This window comes from Streptomyces sp. NPDC002574 (assembly GCF_042889545.1).
Classification (GTDB): Bacteria; Actinomycetota; Actinomycetes; order Streptomycetales; family Streptomycetaceae; genus Actinacidiphila.
In genome coordinates this window covers 398,830-411,875 of sequence record NZ_JBIARB010000005.1, presented here as the reverse complement: position 1 = coordinate 411,875, position 13,046 = coordinate 398,830, and the positions used below count along the sequence as shown (strand labels likewise).

At 72.9% G+C, this 13,046-nt stretch carries 19 protein-coding genes; 4 read left to right on the top strand and 15 right to left on the bottom strand.

Annotated features, from left to right (window positions below; translation table 11 throughout):
- Nucleotides 1–121: 121 nt before the first annotated feature.
- Nucleotides 122–526, top strand: coding sequence for an ACT domain-containing protein (locus ACFYXS_RS14485; RefSeq protein ID WP_389247695.1), 405 nt, complete (start codon nt 122–124; stop codon nt 524–526).
- On the opposite strand, the gene ACFYXS_RS14480 is transcribed toward ACFYXS_RS14485, so the two are convergent.
- From ACFYXS_RS14480 to ACFYXS_RS14445, 8 genes are read right to left on the bottom strand one after another with little or no spacing between them, the layout of a single operon-like run.
- The gene (locus ACFYXS_RS14480) at nt 527–946 is read right to left on the bottom strand and encodes a gas vesicle protein K (protein WP_389247693.1); all 420 of its coding nucleotides are present in this window, start codon (nt 944–946) and stop codon (nt 527–529) included.
- On the bottom strand, nt 943–1,176 hold the full coding sequence (locus tag ACFYXS_RS14475; RefSeq protein ID WP_389247691.1) for a gas vesicle protein: 234 nt from the start codon (nt 1,174–1,176) through the stop codon (nt 943–945). The genes ACFYXS_RS14480 and ACFYXS_RS14475 overlap by 4 nt, the downstream gene beginning before the upstream one ends.
- Nucleotides 1,173–1,988, bottom strand: coding sequence for a GvpL/GvpF family gas vesicle protein (locus tag ACFYXS_RS14470; protein WP_389247689.1), 816 nt, complete (start codon nt 1,986–1,988; stop codon nt 1,173–1,175). Before ACFYXS_RS14470 ends, ACFYXS_RS14475 begins: the two co-directional genes overlap by 4 nt.
- Nucleotides 1,981–2,427 (bottom strand): gas vesicle protein, encoded by a 447-nt coding sequence (locus tag ACFYXS_RS14465; protein ID WP_389247687.1) that lies wholly within the window; start codon nt 2,425–2,427, stop codon nt 1,981–1,983. Before ACFYXS_RS14465 ends, ACFYXS_RS14470 begins: the two co-directional genes overlap by 8 nt.
- Nucleotides 2,428–2,448: 21 nt before the next feature.
- Complete coding sequence (locus ACFYXS_RS14460) at nt 2,449–2,703, bottom strand: gas vesicle protein GvpG (RefSeq protein ID WP_389247685.1); 255 nt, start codon at nt 2,701–2,703, stop codon at nt 2,449–2,451.
- A 33-nt stretch (nt 2,704–2,736) separates the two neighbouring features.
- Complete coding sequence (locus ACFYXS_RS14455) at nt 2,737–3,450, bottom strand: GvpL/GvpF family gas vesicle protein (protein WP_389247683.1); 714 nt, start codon at nt 3,448–3,450, stop codon at nt 2,737–2,739.
- A 1-nt stretch (nt 3,451) separates the two neighbouring features.
- Entirely contained in the window at nt 3,452–3,910 is a 459-nt protein-coding gene (locus ACFYXS_RS14450) for a gas vesicle structural protein GvpA (protein ID WP_389247681.1), read from the bottom strand.
- A gap of 23 nt (nt 3,911–3,933) precedes the next feature.
- Entirely contained in the window at nt 3,934–4,212 is a 279-nt protein-coding gene (locus tag ACFYXS_RS14445) for a gas vesicle protein (RefSeq protein WP_389247679.1), read from the bottom strand.
- Between the two features lie 130 nt (nt 4,213–4,342).
- Between ACFYXS_RS14445 and ACFYXS_RS14440 the strand changes: the two genes are divergently transcribed.
- Nucleotides 4,343–5,137 (top strand): histone protein, encoded by a 795-nt coding sequence (locus ACFYXS_RS14440; RefSeq protein WP_389247677.1) that lies wholly within the window; start codon nt 4,343–4,345, stop codon nt 5,135–5,137.
- Between the two features lie 3 nt (nt 5,138–5,140).
- Nucleotides 5,141–6,196, top strand: coding sequence for an SRPBCC family protein (locus tag ACFYXS_RS14435; protein ID WP_389247675.1), 1,056 nt, complete (start codon nt 5,141–5,143; stop codon nt 6,194–6,196).
- Between the two features lie 7 nt (nt 6,197–6,203).
- On the opposite strand, the gene ACFYXS_RS14430 is transcribed toward ACFYXS_RS14435, so the two are convergent.
- Both ACFYXS_RS14430 and ACFYXS_RS14425 read right to left on the bottom strand, forming a co-directional pair.
- The gene (locus ACFYXS_RS14430) at nt 6,204–6,587 is read right to left on the bottom strand and encodes a DUF4259 domain-containing protein (RefSeq protein ID WP_389247673.1); all 384 of its coding nucleotides are present in this window, start codon (nt 6,585–6,587) and stop codon (nt 6,204–6,206) included.
- Between the two features lie 5 nt (nt 6,588–6,592).
- A complete protein-coding gene (locus tag ACFYXS_RS14425; protein ID WP_389247671.1) occupies nt 6,593–7,195 on the bottom strand; it encodes a DUF1349 domain-containing protein in 603 nt (200 codons plus the stop codon).
- Between the two features lie 119 nt (nt 7,196–7,314).
- Here ACFYXS_RS14425 and ACFYXS_RS14420 point away from each other — a divergent pair, with 119 nt between their 5' ends.
- Nucleotides 7,315–9,027, top strand: coding sequence for a GAF domain-containing protein (locus tag ACFYXS_RS14420; protein ID WP_389247976.1), 1,713 nt, complete (start codon nt 7,315–7,317; stop codon nt 9,025–9,027).
- A 23-nt stretch (nt 9,028–9,050) separates the two neighbouring features.
- Here ACFYXS_RS14420 and ACFYXS_RS14415 read toward each other — a convergent pair whose 3' ends face one another.
- The 5 genes from ACFYXS_RS14415 to ACFYXS_RS14395 all read right to left on the bottom strand — a co-directional run bounded on the left by ACFYXS_RS14415 (nt 9,051) and on the right by ACFYXS_RS14395 (nt 12,792).
- On the bottom strand, nt 9,051–9,956 hold the full coding sequence (locus ACFYXS_RS14415; RefSeq protein WP_389247669.1) for a hypothetical protein: 906 nt from the start codon (nt 9,954–9,956) through the stop codon (nt 9,051–9,053).
- Nucleotides 9,957–10,073: 117 nt separating this feature from the next.
- The gene (locus tag ACFYXS_RS14410; protein ID WP_389247667.1) at nt 10,074–10,778 is read right to left on the bottom strand and encodes a response regulator; all 705 of its coding nucleotides are present in this window, start codon (nt 10,776–10,778) and stop codon (nt 10,074–10,076) included.
- An 84-nt stretch (nt 10,779–10,862) separates the two neighbouring features.
- Nucleotides 10,863–11,324 carry a Crp/Fnr family transcriptional regulator gene (locus ACFYXS_RS14405; RefSeq protein WP_389247665.1) on the bottom strand — a complete coding sequence of 154 codons (462 nt, stop codon included), beginning with the start codon at nt 11,322–11,324 and terminating at the stop codon, nt 10,863–10,865.
- A 54-nt stretch (nt 11,325–11,378) separates the two neighbouring features.
- Nucleotides 11,379–12,446: an alcohol dehydrogenase catalytic domain-containing protein gene (locus ACFYXS_RS14400; protein ID WP_389247663.1), complete on the bottom strand. Its 1,068-nt coding sequence runs from the start codon at nt 12,444–12,446 to the stop codon at nt 11,379–11,381.
- A complete protein-coding gene (locus tag ACFYXS_RS14395; RefSeq protein WP_389247661.1) occupies nt 12,391–12,792 on the bottom strand; it encodes an STAS domain-containing protein in 402 nt (133 codons plus the stop codon). Before ACFYXS_RS14395 ends, ACFYXS_RS14400 begins: the two co-directional genes overlap by 56 nt.
- Between the last annotated feature and the right edge of the window lie 254 nt (nt 12,793–13,046).

Genomic DNA, 13,046 nt, shown 5'->3' with positions numbered 1-13,046 from the left:
ACGGTGTCCGTCCGGCCGCCCGGCGGCGGCCCCCCTCATCCAAACCCGGGCAGCGCCCGGGCCCGGCGGCGCGGCGCGCGGACCGGCCGGTGCGATCACCCGTCCGGCATAGGGTGTGATCATGAGCGGCGAGACGGATCTGCGGAAACTGCTGAGCGGCATGCGCCCGGAGGCCGGCCGGGAACGCCTTGTCTTCACCACCCTCCCCGTCGGCGCCGGCGTGCCGGACGGCGTGACACCGGTCGTCACCGTCGTCGAGGAGGAGGGCACGACCCTCGTGCTCCCGCGGGAGCAGGCGGACGCGGCCGGGCTCGGCTACGACTACGTGGCGGGCCGGATCACCCTGCGCGTGCACTCCGCGCTCGCCGCGGTCGGCCTGACGGCGGCCGTCGCCACGGAGCTCTCCGGAGCGGGCCTGAGCTGCAATGTCGTCGCGGGCTTCCACCACGACCATCTCTTCGTGCCGTACGACCGGCTGGACGAGGCGGTCGCGCTGCTGGCGGGCCTGGCGCGGCGCTCCGGCTGATCACTCCTCCGCGTCCGGCGGCAGCAGTGTGCCGAGCGGTCCCAGGTCCAGGTTGAGGTCGCGCATCGTCAGGCCGTACTGCGCGCACAGCCCCGTCATGCGGTCGTGCAGGATCATGAGCGTGGCGCCCAGGCGCTCCTCCTCGTCCTCGGTGAGGTCGCCCGCGTCGAAGCGGCGCAGCGCCTGGCGCTCCATGAGCTGGCGCAGCAGCTCGACGAGGGTGAGCACGAGACGGACGAGGTCCCGCTCGACGGTGTCGGGGTCGGCGCGGATCCGGCGGGCGGGTCGGGGCTGGGCGCCCGGTGCCGGCGGCGGGGGAGCGTCCTCCGGGAGCGCGGGCAGCAGGCGGAAGGCGCGGGCCGCCGCGTCGGCGACCTCGCCGAGCCGGTCGGAGGGCCCGGGCCCGGGTGCGGAACTCACGGCAGCGCCCCCGGGGACGGCGGCGCGGACGAGTCCCAGGGCGACGGGTTCCGCGCGTTGATGGAGACGATCAGCGCGCGCAGCGAGACACGTACCAGGTCGATGTCGGCGATGGACAGCACCACGTCCCCGGTGAGCACGACGCCCCCGCTCAACAGCCGGTCCAGCAGGTCGATCAGGGCCACCTGGCGCTGCGGCAGCGGGTCGCCGCCCCGCGCGGGAACGCTCATGACGGCGCGCCCTCGGGGACGGCGGCGAAGGAGTAGGGCGCCCAGGGCCCGGTCACCTCGACCCTTACGCCGGTCAGCCCGGCGGCGGCGTCCTGGGCGCGGGCGCGGAAGTCCTCCGCGTGGTCGCGGGCGACCAGATAGGCGTCGTTGACGACGTTCTCGCCCGCGTCACCGGCCAGTTGGCCCTGCTGGACGCGGTGCCGTGCGTGATCGGCGGCCAGTTCGCGGCCGATCGCCGCGACGCGCTCCGCGGCCCGGAGGGCGTCGCGGTGGGCGTCCTCGCGCGAACTGCGCTGCACACGGCGGGCCCGCAGATAGGCCCGTCCGGGACTCAGGTCAGCCGCTTCCCGCGCGGGCGGCGCGCCGGGCGCCTCGTCCGGGGCGTCCTCCACATAGATCTTGACGCCCCACTCCAGGTGTCCTTCGAGCCGGGCGAGGCAGGCCGTGAACATCGCGCGGCCGCCGGCCAGCATGGCGCCCACGCGGGAGTCGTCGAGGTACACGGTGGCGAGCCGCAGCGGGAGCACGGTCGCCCGTGCGGACAGTGCCTCGATCACGGTGTGGTGGGCGCGCGCCACCGCCTCCAGCCACGTCAGGTCCTCCAAATTCCGCCGCAGCGCGGCCTCCTGGAAGTCCGCGGCGGGCACCGCGCTCACGGCCGCGGCCAGTTCGGCGCCGTGCGGCCCGGGGACGAGGCGTACGGGGGCGCCCGCCACCCCGGCCAGGTCCGCCGGCAGGTCCTTCGCCGCCGCGGCGCCCTCCCGCAGGACGGCGTACGCGTAGCTCATGCGGCCGGGCCCGGCGTCACTCATCGTCGGTCTCTCTCCTGCGGCGGGCGGAGGCCGGGCGGGCGGCGGTCCGGCGCGGGCGTGCCGCCGGCTTCCGCTCCGGTGCGGCGGGCAGTTCCCGTTCCTCCCGCAGGGCCTCGACCTCCGCGCGCAGGCGCTTGTTCTCCTCGGCGAGCGCGCTCTCGCCACCGGCACGGGAGGAGAGCGACGGATCGTGCTCCCACCAGTCGATCCCCATCTCCCTGGCCTTGTCGACCGAGGCGACGATCAGGCGGAGCTTGATGGTGAGCAGTTCGATGTCGAGCAGGTTGATCTTGATGTCGCCCGCGATGACGATGCCTTTGTCGAGGACGCGTTCCAGGATGTCGGCGAGGTTCGCGGAGGAGCCGCCCTGGCCGTAGGGGGAGTAGGGCGACTGTCCCCGGGTGGGGTACGAGCTGAGTTTGTCGGCGGGGTCCGTCACGCGGTCACCTCTGCTTCCCGCTCAGTTGCCGGCGGCGCCCCGGCGGTGCGCCGTGATCTCCTCCAGCCGGTCGAGCAGTTCGTCCTCACGCCGCTCGAAGGTCTCCTCGTCGATCCGTCCGGCGAGCAGCTCCTTCTCCAGCGCGGCGAGTGCCTGCTCCACCGGCCCGGGGTCGTAGTACTCCTCCTCGGCCGCGTCCTTGACGCGCTCCACGACCCAGACCACGCCGCGCACGGGAGCCAGGGGCAGGGTGAACAGTCCGCTGACGAGTCCCATGGCGCGCGCCCTTTTCCTAGTCGTGCTCGTGATTCATACGAAGCTGTACGGCGGCAGCGGCCCGCGCAGCCGGAAGTCGCACTCGTCGCCCAGCTGGTTGGCAAGGCTGAGCTGCGTGGCGAGGAACATCTCCTCCTGGTCCTCCTGCACCAGGAAGGACACGCTGAGGAAGTCGTGCCCGGAGGGCGGGGTGGACTCGTCCTCGCGGGCGAACGGGCGCAGCGCCTCGACGATGCCCGCGCCGAGCGCGCGCTGCCGCGCCTCGACCTCGCGGCTGATCAGTTCGCCGAGCGCGACCGGCATCTCGGGGGTGCTGGAGCCGTCCCGGATCCGGTTGTTGAGCTGCCGCGCCTCCTCCGACTCCTCCAGGATGCGGCGCAGCAGCGCCTCTTCCTCCCAGGAGACCTTGAGGTGGTATTCGGCGCATCCCTCCAGGCTCTGCAGCCGGTTGTGGAAGTCCTCGGCGCGATCCTCCAGCGTGGCGCGCACGGCGTCGTCGTCGGGGGCCGTGAGGCCGAACCGCAGCGGGAGGACCGGGCCGTCGGCCATCAGCCGTTCCTGCACGTCCTGATGGGCCAGGACGTCGCGGCGCCGGGGACGCAGGTCCTCGGGGGCGTCGCTGACGACGGCGCTGAGTAGTCCGGCGGTCACGGTGCGCAGCGGGCCCGGTGACTCGCCCACGCCGCGCAGTCCGTCGAGGTGCGTCGGGTGCGCCTTCGAGATGATGGAGTAGACGTACACGGCCATGTCATTCCCTCTCCCGCCGGGCGCTCCGCTTGGCCGGGCGGCGCCGCCTCGCTCGGGGTTCCTCCTCGTACTCGGCCTCCTCCTGGCCTTCCTCCTCGTCGTCGCCCCCGCCGCCCTTCAGGGTGTCGGTGACGGCCTCGACGGCGCCGCTCAGCGCGCCCTTGGACTTGCCCTTCGCGCCGCCCTCGGTGATCTCGCCCACGAGGTCGGTGAGCTGGGTCGGCTGCTTGCGGCCGGACTCCAGGTCGAGGCGGTTGCACGCCTCCGCGAAGCGCAGATACGTGTCCACGCTCGCGACGACGATACGGGCGTCGATCTTGAGGATCTCGATGCCGACGAGCGACACCCGGACGAAGACGTCGATGACGAGGCCGCGGTCGAGGATCAGTTCCAGGACGTCGTAGAGACTGCCCGAACCGCCGCCCGACATACCGCCGGCGCCCTGTGGCACCACGGTCATGGTGCCTCCCTTCAGCGCCCCACTCAGACGCGTCGGTCGATCTGCCCGCGGGCGTAACGCCGTTTCCGCTCGTACGAGACGAGCCCGCCCTCCTCGTCCAGCGTCACGTGATAGGTCGCCATGACGCTGGTGGTCGGCGGAACGCGTTCCAGTTCCAGGACCTCGACGTCGGCTTCCCAGCCTTCCTCGGTCGGCTTGACCGCGGACACCGACTCGGGCTGCCGTCCGAGGAGTTCGGTGAGCTGGTCGGCCGCCGAGCGCATGGCCCACGCCGCGGAGGGCTTGCGGGGCCGTCGGGTCATGGCATCCCCTTCGGTCGTTGCCGTCGCCCTGTCTCGAGCGGCGCCACCCCGGCAAGCAAACGTACTATTTCAGCATATATACCTACAGTCGTGTGCGGCGACACGTTCGCCGGCCGGAAGGGAACGACTGATGAAGGATTCGACCAAGATCGCCCTCGCCGCCGGTATGGCCGGTGGTTATGTGCTCGGCCGAACCAAGAAGGGCCGGCTCGCCTTCGGCCTGGCGACGTATCTCGCGGGCCGCCGCTTCGGTCTCGAACCGCAACAGCTGCTCACCGAGGGTGTTCGCAGACTCAAGGAACTACCGCAGTTCGAGGACCTCAACGACCAGCTGCGCGGTGAACTGATGGACGCCGGCCGCCAGGCGCTGTCCGCGGCCGCGGACCGCCGGCTGTCCGGTCTGGCGGAGTCGCTGCACGACCGTACCTCGCGCATCGGCGAGAAGGCCGGCAAGAGCGTGCGCGACGGGGACGAGGAAGCGGAGGACGAGTACGAGCCGGAGGGCGAGGAGGAGGCGGAGGACCAGGAGGCGGAGGACGAGGAGGAAGAGCCCGAGGACGAGGAGGAAGAAGAGCCCGAGGAGGAGGAAGAGCCCGAGGAGGACGAAGAAGAGCCGGAGGGCGAGGAGGAGCCCGCGAAGAGGCCCGCTGCCCAGCGGGCGCCGGGGCGTGCCCGTCACCGCCGTCCCGCGAAGCGACCGGCGGCGAAGGGCGCACCGGCCGAGAAGCCCCCGGCCAAGAAGGCGCAACCGGCGAGGAAGTCCGCCGCCAAGAAGGCCGCCCCGCCCCCGCGCAAGCAGGCGGCGAAGAAGCCGGCAGCCAAGAAGGCGGCGACGAAGAAGACCGCACCGAGTCGCGGCGGCGCCAAGAAGTCGGCCGCGAAGAAGACGTCGGCCAAAAAGGCCTCGTCCGCACGGCGGAGGTAGGCCATGGCCAGGACGGCACAGAGCAGCCCGAACGGACAGACCTCGGGCCTGGACCAGTTGCGCGACGAGGTGGGCCATTTCCTGGGCGCCCAAGTGGAGAACCTGGCGGAGAAGGCAGGCGACAAAGTCGCGGGCCTCACCGACAAGTTGCGCGACGTGGCCGAGAACAACGGTGCGTTGCCGAAGGCGGGACTGCGCATCCTCCAGGGCGAGTCGCCGTTGAAGGCCTTCATGAGCGAGAAGGCCAAGAGCATCGGTGGAGGCATGCTCGACAAGGCCAAACAGGCCATGGGCATGGGCAAGGGGCGCAAGTCTGGGACGACGAAGGTGATGAACATCATCGAGTCCCTCGACGTCGGCGTGCCGGTCCGCTTCGCCTACGACCACTGGACGCAGTACGAGAAGTTCAGCACCTTCACCAAGGGTGTGCGCAGCGTTTCCAAGGGCGAGGACGCCAGCAGCGACTGGAAGGTCAAGGTGGGCCCGTCCACCCGTGGTTGGAAGGCCACCGTTCAGGAGCAGATCCCCGACGAGCGCATCATCTGGAGCTCCGAGGGTGCCAAGGGCACCACGCGCGGATGTGTCAGCTTCCACGAGGTCACGCCCACGCTGACCCGCATCGTGCTCGTCGTCGAGTACTACCCCTCCGGCTTCTTCGAGAAGACCGGCAACATCTGGCGAGCCCAGGGCCGCCGTCTCCGGCTGGACTTCAAGCACTTCCAGCGGTATGTCACCCTCACCGACGAGGAACCCGAGGGATGGCGCGGCGAGATCCGCGACGGCGAGGTCGTCCGCACACACGAGGAGGCGCTGGAGGCCGAGGAGGCGGAGGACGAGGACGAGTACCCGGAGGACGAGGAGTACGACGACGAGGCCGAAGGCTACGACGACGAGGCCGACGAAGCCGAGGACGAGGACGACAGCTACGAGGACGACGAGGGCGAGGAGGCCGAGGACGACGGCTACGAGGACGAGGAGGGCGAGGAGGCCGAGGACGAGGACGAGGGCGAAGAGGAGGCGGACGAGGACGAGGCGGAGTACGACGACGCGCGCCGTTGACCCGGCGTCACATGCCGCTCCCCGCCCGCCGTTCCGCGACTTTCGCCAGCCCGTCGAAGGTGCGCTCCAGTACCTCCCGGCGCCGCACGCGGTAGTCCGCCCCCGGCTCCAACTCGTCGACCGCGGCGTCCCACACGGCGAGGTAGCGCGCCTTCCACGCCCGGACCGTCGCTGCCCCGGGGAGCGTCGCCCCCGCCCAGCCCCGCGTGGCGAGCAGGTGCAGCAGTTCCAGGTTGCAGGGCACCGCCACGCCCCAGTACTCGTCCGGTTCCAGCTCCGACGGGTCGCCCTCCATGGCGCGTGCGACCTCGGCGGTCAACCGGCCGGTGAGCAGGCCCAGATGGTCCGCCGCCGTGTCCTCGTCGAAGTTCCCCGCGCCCCAGCTGCCCACCGTGCTCAGCCCTCCACGGCGCCGTGCAGCGACGCGTCCGCGGGCCCGTGGGTGAACCGGGTGAAGCGCACACGCAGTCCGGCCCGCTCGGGCGAGCAGCAGAAGGGGCCGGCCGACGCCTCGGCCCCGGGCGCCAGGGGTGCCAGCCGCACCATCCGCCAGGGCTCCGCGTCGCAGCGCGCCCTGATCGTCACAGCGTCGCCGTCCCGGCTGGCCCGCACGGTGACCTCGCGGCCCGTCCACTCGGGCACCGGCGCCAGGGACCAGTCCGACCGGCCGTGCGTGACCACCGCGCCGAGGTGCGGCACGCCGTCCGACATCTCCACGCCGGCCTTGATCCATGTCTCCGCGTCGACGCGGATCATGAGGCCCGCCTGGTCGTACAGGGTGTCGAAGTCCACGACGAAGGACACCTCGACGGCGCCCGAACCGGGGATCGGGGCGAGCAGCGCGTGCCCGTCGTCCCGGACGAATCCGTAGCTCGTGGTGCGCCAGAAGTCGCTGCGGTCACGCGTGGTGACCAGCAGTCCCTCGGCGTCGGATCGGGCCTCCAGCGGCGGGTTGAGCCACGCGGCCTCGTCCCAGTCGATCGCACGGTGATCGTTCATGGGGTGAGTCTGCCCGTACCGACCCGCCCGGGGCCAGGGGCGGACGCCGCGCCGCCTGACGCGAAGGTGGGGAGAATGGCTGTGGGGAGCCCCCGTGCCTGATGGAGGAATCCATGGGGATGGAGCCCGACAAGGGTCAGGAGCGCCTGCCGCGGCTGCAGCTGGACGAACTGCTGGACGAGTTGCAGATCCGGATCGATGCCGTGCGCGGGACGCGGGACCGGGTGCACAGCCTGCTGCAGGCCGTGCTGTCGGTGGGGCGCGAGCTCGATCTGTCACAGGCGCTGCGCCGGATCGTGGAGGCGGCGGTCGTGCTCGTGGACGCGGAGTACGGCGCGCTCGGCGTCATCGGGGGCGACGACCGGCTGTCGCAGTTCCTCCCGGTGGGCGTCACGGACGCGGACATCAAGAAGATCGGCCCGCTGCCGTCCGGCCACGGCATCCTGGGCGAACTCATCCGCCATCCCGAGCCGCTGCGGCTGGAGGAGATCTCCGAGCACCCCGTCTCGTACGGCTTCCCGGCGAACCACCCGCCGATGCACTCGTTCCTCGGCGTCCCCATCCGGGTCCGCGACGAGGTGTTCGGCAATCTCTACCTGACCGAGAAACGCGGCGGCAAGGAGTTCGACGGCGAGGACGAGGCCGTGCTGTCGACGCTCGCGGTCGCGGCCGGTGTCGCGATCGACAACGCCAGGCTGTACGAGGAGGCCAGGTCTCGGCAGCGCTGGCTGGAGGCGAACGCCGAGATCACCGCCAGCCTGCTGTCCGGCGCCGAGGAGTCCCGGGTGCTGGAGCTGATCGTGGAGCACGGCCGGCGCATCCTGGACGCGGACCTGGGCGTGGTGGCCCTGCCGGTCGAGGGGACCGGCGACGTCCGGATGGCCATCGCCACCGGCATCGACGCCGCCGCGCACACCGGGCTGGTGCTGCCGCGCCGGGGTTCCTTCGTCGGCGCCGCGATGGCGTCGGGGGAGCCGATCATCAGCTCCGAGGTGGGCCAGGACCCGAGGATCACGGCCGGGCCGCCCCGCTTCGGCGGGCTGGGACCGGCCGTCGCCGTGCCGATGAGCACCAGCGAGGGCGTGCGCGGCGCGCTGCTGCTGGCCCGCGCCCAGGGGCAGCCGGACTTCACCGAGATCGAGACGGCGCCGCTGACGGATTTCGCGGGTTCCGCCGCGCTCGCCATGGAACTGGCGGAGCGGCGTCGCTCCGCCGAACAGCTGGCCCGGCTGGAGGACCGCGACCGCATCGCCCGCGACCTGCACGACCTGGCCATCCAGCGGCTGTTCGCGACGGGGATGACGCTGCAGAGCGCGGTGCGCTTCGTCGACCACCCGGAGGCCAGCGAGCGGCTGCTGCGCGCGGTGGACGACCTGGACGAGACGATCAAGATCATCCGGTCCACGATCTTCGGCCTGCGCACGCGCGATGCCGGTCCTGGCCGCAAGGGCCTGCGGGTGCGGGTCGCGGGCGAGGTGGAGCGGGCGGTGCCCGCCCTTGGCTTCACCCCGGCGCTGCGGATGGAGGGCCTGATCGACACCGACGTGCCGGTTCCGGTCGCCGAGAACGTCGTCGCCGTGCTGGGGGAGGCGCTGTCGAACACGGCCCGGCACGCGAAGGCCCGCTCCGCGGAGGTGTCCCTGGTCGTCGGTGACGGCGCGGTGACCCTGACCGTGGCCGACGACGGCGTGGGCATCCCCGAGGGGACCTGCCGCAGCGGCCTGTTCAACCTCGCCGAGCGGGCGGAGAAGTTCGGCGGCGCGCTGCGCCTGGAGGTTCCGGAGCGGGGAGGCGCGCGTCTGATCTGGCACGTCCCGCTGCCGCGCGACTGACCGGCCGTCCCCGCTCCGGGACGTCAGTTCACCTCGATGACCGGCTGACCCGGACGGCGCGGCGCGGTGCCCGGCCGCGGCGGCCCGTATCCCAGCCGCACCAGCATCTGCACGTGCCCGGGGCCGGATTCCGTGCTGCGCAGGGCCCGGCGCAGGTCGGGGTACTCCAGCGCCTGGTGCAGCAGTGACGCGCGCACCCGCTGCGTGGTCGCCGCCAGCAGCACGTGCTGCAGGGCCTGCCCCGCCCGCAGCCAGTCGGCGGGGCCGTCGCGGCGCGTGGTCAGGACGGCGACGAGCGGGAAGCGGTCGTCGCAGGGCGCCGGCCCGGTCGCGTACGAGGACTCGGGCCCCGGGCCCGGCGGCCGGGGGACCGGCTCCCTGTCCCTCGCACCACGCCGGTCGGCGTCCTCCGTCAGCCGCAGCAGCCGCCGGGTCTCCGCGGCGTGGGGCAGGCTCAGCGCCGCGCCCTCGGTGTGGGCGGCGTCGACCAGGTCGAGCAGGAACGCTCCCGGTGGCCGGCGTACCGGGCACGTGGCGACGGCATCGCGACGGCGCCACAGAGCGCCGTACAGATCGGCGCCGCACACCCCGGGGGCGCCGGCGCGGATCGGGGCGGTCAGCCGCACGCTGGCGTACAGGCCGGGATCGGCGGGGCAGGGCAGTATGCGGACCTGCGGTTCCCAGCCGAAGTGGGTGACGGCGACCCGCAGGTTGAACAGTGCCGCACCGATGGAGACGTGCAGCGTCCGCAGGGCGTGGTCGCCGGCGGCGTCCGGCGCGGGTGGTCCGCCGACGGCGCGCACCTGCAAGGTGGCCGTGTCCGGGTCCAGGCGGTACCGCCAGGGCCGTCGGGCCTGACATGAGGGGGCGGCGACCGCGGCGGAGATCAGCTTCTCCAGGGTCGCGCCGTCGAGTGTGGTCGTCGTCATCGCGCTGCACCTCCCGGCCAGGCGCCTGAGACCATGCTGCGCCGCGGTGGCGTGCCGGGGGAGGGCCGCCGGGCTCTGCCGGGGGGCCCGTTCGGCCCCACTTGACGGGCCGGGTGGTCAGTGGTGCGGATCGGGTGGCGGGCCGTCGGGATGGTGCTGGGTGGCGAGGACGGCGGCCTGGATGCGGCGTTCGACGCCGAGCTTTCCGAGCAGCCGGGAGATGTGGTTCTTCACGGTCTTCTCGGACAGGAAGAGCCGCTGCGCGATCTCGCGGTTGGTCAGGCCCTCGCCGACCAGGTCCAGGATCTCCAGCTCCCGCGGGGAGAGGGCGGCCAGCGCGTCGTCCTGCGGCGGCGCCTGCGGTTCCTCGTGGGTGCGCAGGCTCTCCATCAGCCGGGCCGTCGTCGCCGGGTCCAGCATCGACTGGCCGGAGGCCACCGTGCGCACCGCCTCCAGCAGGTCGGACCCCTTGATCTGCTTCAGTACGTAACCGGCGGCGCCGGCCATGATGGCGTCCAGCAGCGCGTCGTCGTCGTCGAACGACGTCAGCATCAGGCAGGCGAGGCCGGGCATGACCGAGCGCAGCTCGCGGCAGACCGTGATGCCGTCGCCGTCGGGGAGCCGCACGTCGAGGATGGCCACGTTGGGGCGGAGCGCCGGGCCGCGGGCGACCGCGTGGTCGACCGAGCCGGCCTCGCCGATCACCTCCATGTCGGTCTCCGCGTCGATCAGGTCGTGCAGCCCCCGTCGCACGACCTCGTGGTCGTCGACCAGGAAGACCTTGATCGGCGCCTGCGGTGAGAACTCCCGCACCTCGGTCATGCGCGCTCCCGGCTGCCGCCTCGTGTGCCCGGCCGTCCCCCCGATCGTCGCCGATCCGCCCCCGTCGTCATAGCGCCGAACGGGTCACCGTCGGTCACCGCTGCCCTGGGGGCCGTACAGGTCGAGCAGGCGGGTGCGGGTGCCCTGGAGACGGTGTGTGACGATCTCCGCGACGCGCCGGGCGATGGCGTAACCGAGGACCGGATCGGCCTCGCACAGCGCTCGCACGGCCGCCGCGTCGTACTCCTCGGCCGTGACCGGGGTGCGGGTCTGCGCCCCCAGGTGCCAGCAGTACGGCGCGAACAGCCAGGAACAGCCGAGCAGGTCGCCGGGGCCGAGCGTCTCCACCTGGGCCGCCCGGCGGCCGGGCACGTGCAGGTCGAGCGCGACCGACCCGGAACGGATCACCCAGAAACGGTCCGCCCGGTGGCCCTCCTCGAAGACCCGGGTGCCCGCCGGGAAGGAGACCTCGCGGCCGAGTTCCGTCAGGCGGTCCCGTGCATGCGCCGGCAGCGCGCCGAGCAGGCCCTTCGTCGTGATGGTCACGGCAGTCTCCCTCGTCGGTCGGCAGGAACGGCGGGTCGTGCCCGCGCCCGCGGGTCAGGCGGGGATCGCGACGACGTCGTGGTGCGGTCCGCCCAGTACGACCTTCAGGGCCCCGGTGTCGGTCGCCGAGGAGAACACGTCGTAGGCCGCCGCCGCGTCCTGGAACTCGAAGGCGTGCGTGACCAGGGACGCGGCCGGCAGCCGGCCGGCCTCCATCATCCGCAGCAGGGTCGGGGTGGAGTACGTGTCGACCAGACCGGTGGTGACGGTCAGGTTCCGGCTCCACAGGTCCTCCAGGTGGAGGGTGACCGGCTGCGCGTGCACGCCGATGTTGGCCACACGGCCGCCGGGCCGCACCATGCGCGTGCACAGCCCGAAGCTCTCCGGCGTGCCGGCCGCCTCGATCACCACGTCGGCGCCGAGTCCGCCGGTGAGGTCGGCGACCAGTTGCTCGGGTCCCTCGTCGGCGCGGACCACCGCGTCGGCGCCCAGGTGCTTGGCCGCGTCCAGCCGGGCCGGGACGAGGTCGACGGCGATGACGGCGTGCGGCGAGAAGAGGTGGGCGGTCGCGATGGCGGCCAGCCCCACCGGCCCGCTGCCGACCACGACGACCGTGTCGCCGGGGCGCACTCCGCCGTTGAGGACGCCCACCTCGTAGCCGGTGGGGAAGATGTCCGCGAGCAGCACGGCGACCTCGCTGCCCACCACGTGCGACAGCTTGTGCAGGCCGACATCCGCGTACGGGACGCGTACGTACTCGGCCTGCGTGCCGTCGATCAGGTGCCCCAGCGTCCAGCCGCCGCCGCCGCGGCACTGCCCGTACGCCTGCTCGCGGCAGGGTCGGCACTGCCCGCAGCCGCTGACGCAGGAGACCAGCACCCGGTCCCCGGGACGTACGGTGCGGACCGCGGAGCCCGTCTCGACGACCTCGCCGACCGCCTCGTGGCCCAGCACCGTGCCGGCGGGGACGTCGGGCAGGTCGCCGCGCAGGATGTGCAGGTCCGTGCCGCAGACGCCGGCGGTGTCGACGCGGACGATCGCGTCCGCCGCGTCCGTCAGCCGCGGATCAGGTACCTCCTGCCAGGCCGCCTGTCCCGGTCCGTGGAAGACCCAGGCCTTCATGTGTGACTCCCTCCGTCGGGCCGTAGCGCATGTCGAAGGCATGCTCGAGATCGGCCAGTCGCAGCGCTCCGAGGACCGGGCCGTCCACGACGACCAGGCGCAGCGTTCCGCCGCGCTGCCGTACCCGGCGCAGGGTCCGGCACAGCACGCGCAGCCCTGAGCAGTCGATGAAGCCCACCTCGCGCAGGTCGACCACGAGGTCCGGGCGGGGCGCGGCGCTCAGCGCGTCCAGGCGCGCGGCCACCAGTGGGGCGCTGATCAGGTCGATCTCGCCGTGCAGGGACACCACATCGGCCCCGGCCACGGTCCGCTCCCGCAGGCACTCGTGCGGCATGCCGTCACCCATGACGATCACCTGCCTGTCCGTGCGCGGTGCACTCCTCCCCACTGTGGGACGCCACCGGCGTCCCGGACATGGGCCGAAGGGGTAACCCACCGGGGCCGAGCGGCCCCCCTCGGCTCCCGCCGCGCGGATCCGCCGGGACGGCCGTGGGGGGGGGGGGGGGGGGGGGGCGCCGGCGGCGGGCCGGGGGGGGGGGGGGGGGGCGGGGCTATGGTAGAACGAGAAGCCGCCGACCGGGGCGGCGCCGCGCGCCGGCG

What these genes read in the sequence shown, in the direction of transcription:
- ACFYXS_RS14485 (WP_389247695.1), top strand. Translation starts at nt 122, where the DNA reads ATGAGCGGCGAGACGGATCTGCGGAAACTGCTGAGCGGCATGCGCCCG.
- ACFYXS_RS14475 (WP_389247691.1), bottom strand. Translation starts at nt 1,176, where the DNA reads ATGAGCGTTCCCGCGCGGGGCGGCGACCCGCTGCCGCAGCGCCAGGTG.
- ACFYXS_RS14470 (WP_389247689.1), bottom strand. Translation starts at nt 1,988, where the DNA reads ATGAGTGACGCCGGGCCCGGCCGCATGAGCTACGCGTACGCCGTCCTG.
- ACFYXS_RS14460 (WP_389247685.1), bottom strand. Translation starts at nt 2,703, where the DNA reads ATGGGACTCGTCAGCGGACTGTTCACCCTGCCCCTGGCTCCCGTGCGC.
- ACFYXS_RS14455 (WP_389247683.1), bottom strand. Translation starts at nt 3,450, where the DNA reads ATGGCCGTGTACGTCTACTCCATCATCTCGAAGGCGCACCCGACGCAC.
- ACFYXS_RS14450 (WP_389247681.1), bottom strand. Translation starts at nt 3,910, where the DNA reads ATGACCGTGGTGCCACAGGGCGCCGGCGGTATGTCGGGCGGCGGTTCG.
- ACFYXS_RS14445 (WP_389247679.1), bottom strand. Translation starts at nt 4,212, where the DNA reads ATGACCCGACGGCCCCGCAAGCCCTCCGCGGCGTGGGCCATGCGCTCG.
- ACFYXS_RS14440 (WP_389247677.1), top strand. Translation starts at nt 4,343, where the DNA reads ATGAAGGATTCGACCAAGATCGCCCTCGCCGCCGGTATGGCCGGTGGT.
- ACFYXS_RS14435 (WP_389247675.1), top strand. Translation starts at nt 5,141, where the DNA reads ATGGCCAGGACGGCACAGAGCAGCCCGAACGGACAGACCTCGGGCCTG.
- ACFYXS_RS14425 (WP_389247671.1), bottom strand. Translation starts at nt 7,195, where the DNA reads ATGAACGATCACCGTGCGATCGACTGGGACGAGGCCGCGTGGCTCAAC.
- ACFYXS_RS14420 (WP_389247976.1), top strand. Translation starts at nt 7,315, where the DNA reads ATGGAGCCCGACAAGGGTCAGGAGCGCCTGCCGCGGCTGCAGCTGGAC.
- ACFYXS_RS14415 (WP_389247669.1), bottom strand. Translation starts at nt 9,956, where the DNA reads ATGACGACGACCACACTCGACGGCGCGACCCTGGAGAAGCTGATCTCC.
- ACFYXS_RS14410 (WP_389247667.1), bottom strand. Translation starts at nt 10,778, where the DNA reads ATGACCGAGGTGCGGGAGTTCTCACCGCAGGCGCCGATCAAGGTCTTC.
- ACFYXS_RS14400 (WP_389247663.1), bottom strand. Translation starts at nt 12,446, where the DNA reads ATGAAGGCCTGGGTCTTCCACGGACCGGGACAGGCGGCCTGGCAGGAG.
- ACFYXS_RS14395 (WP_389247661.1), bottom strand. Translation starts at nt 12,792, where the DNA reads ATGGGTGACGGCATGCCGCACGAGTGCCTGCGGGAGCGGACCGTGGCC.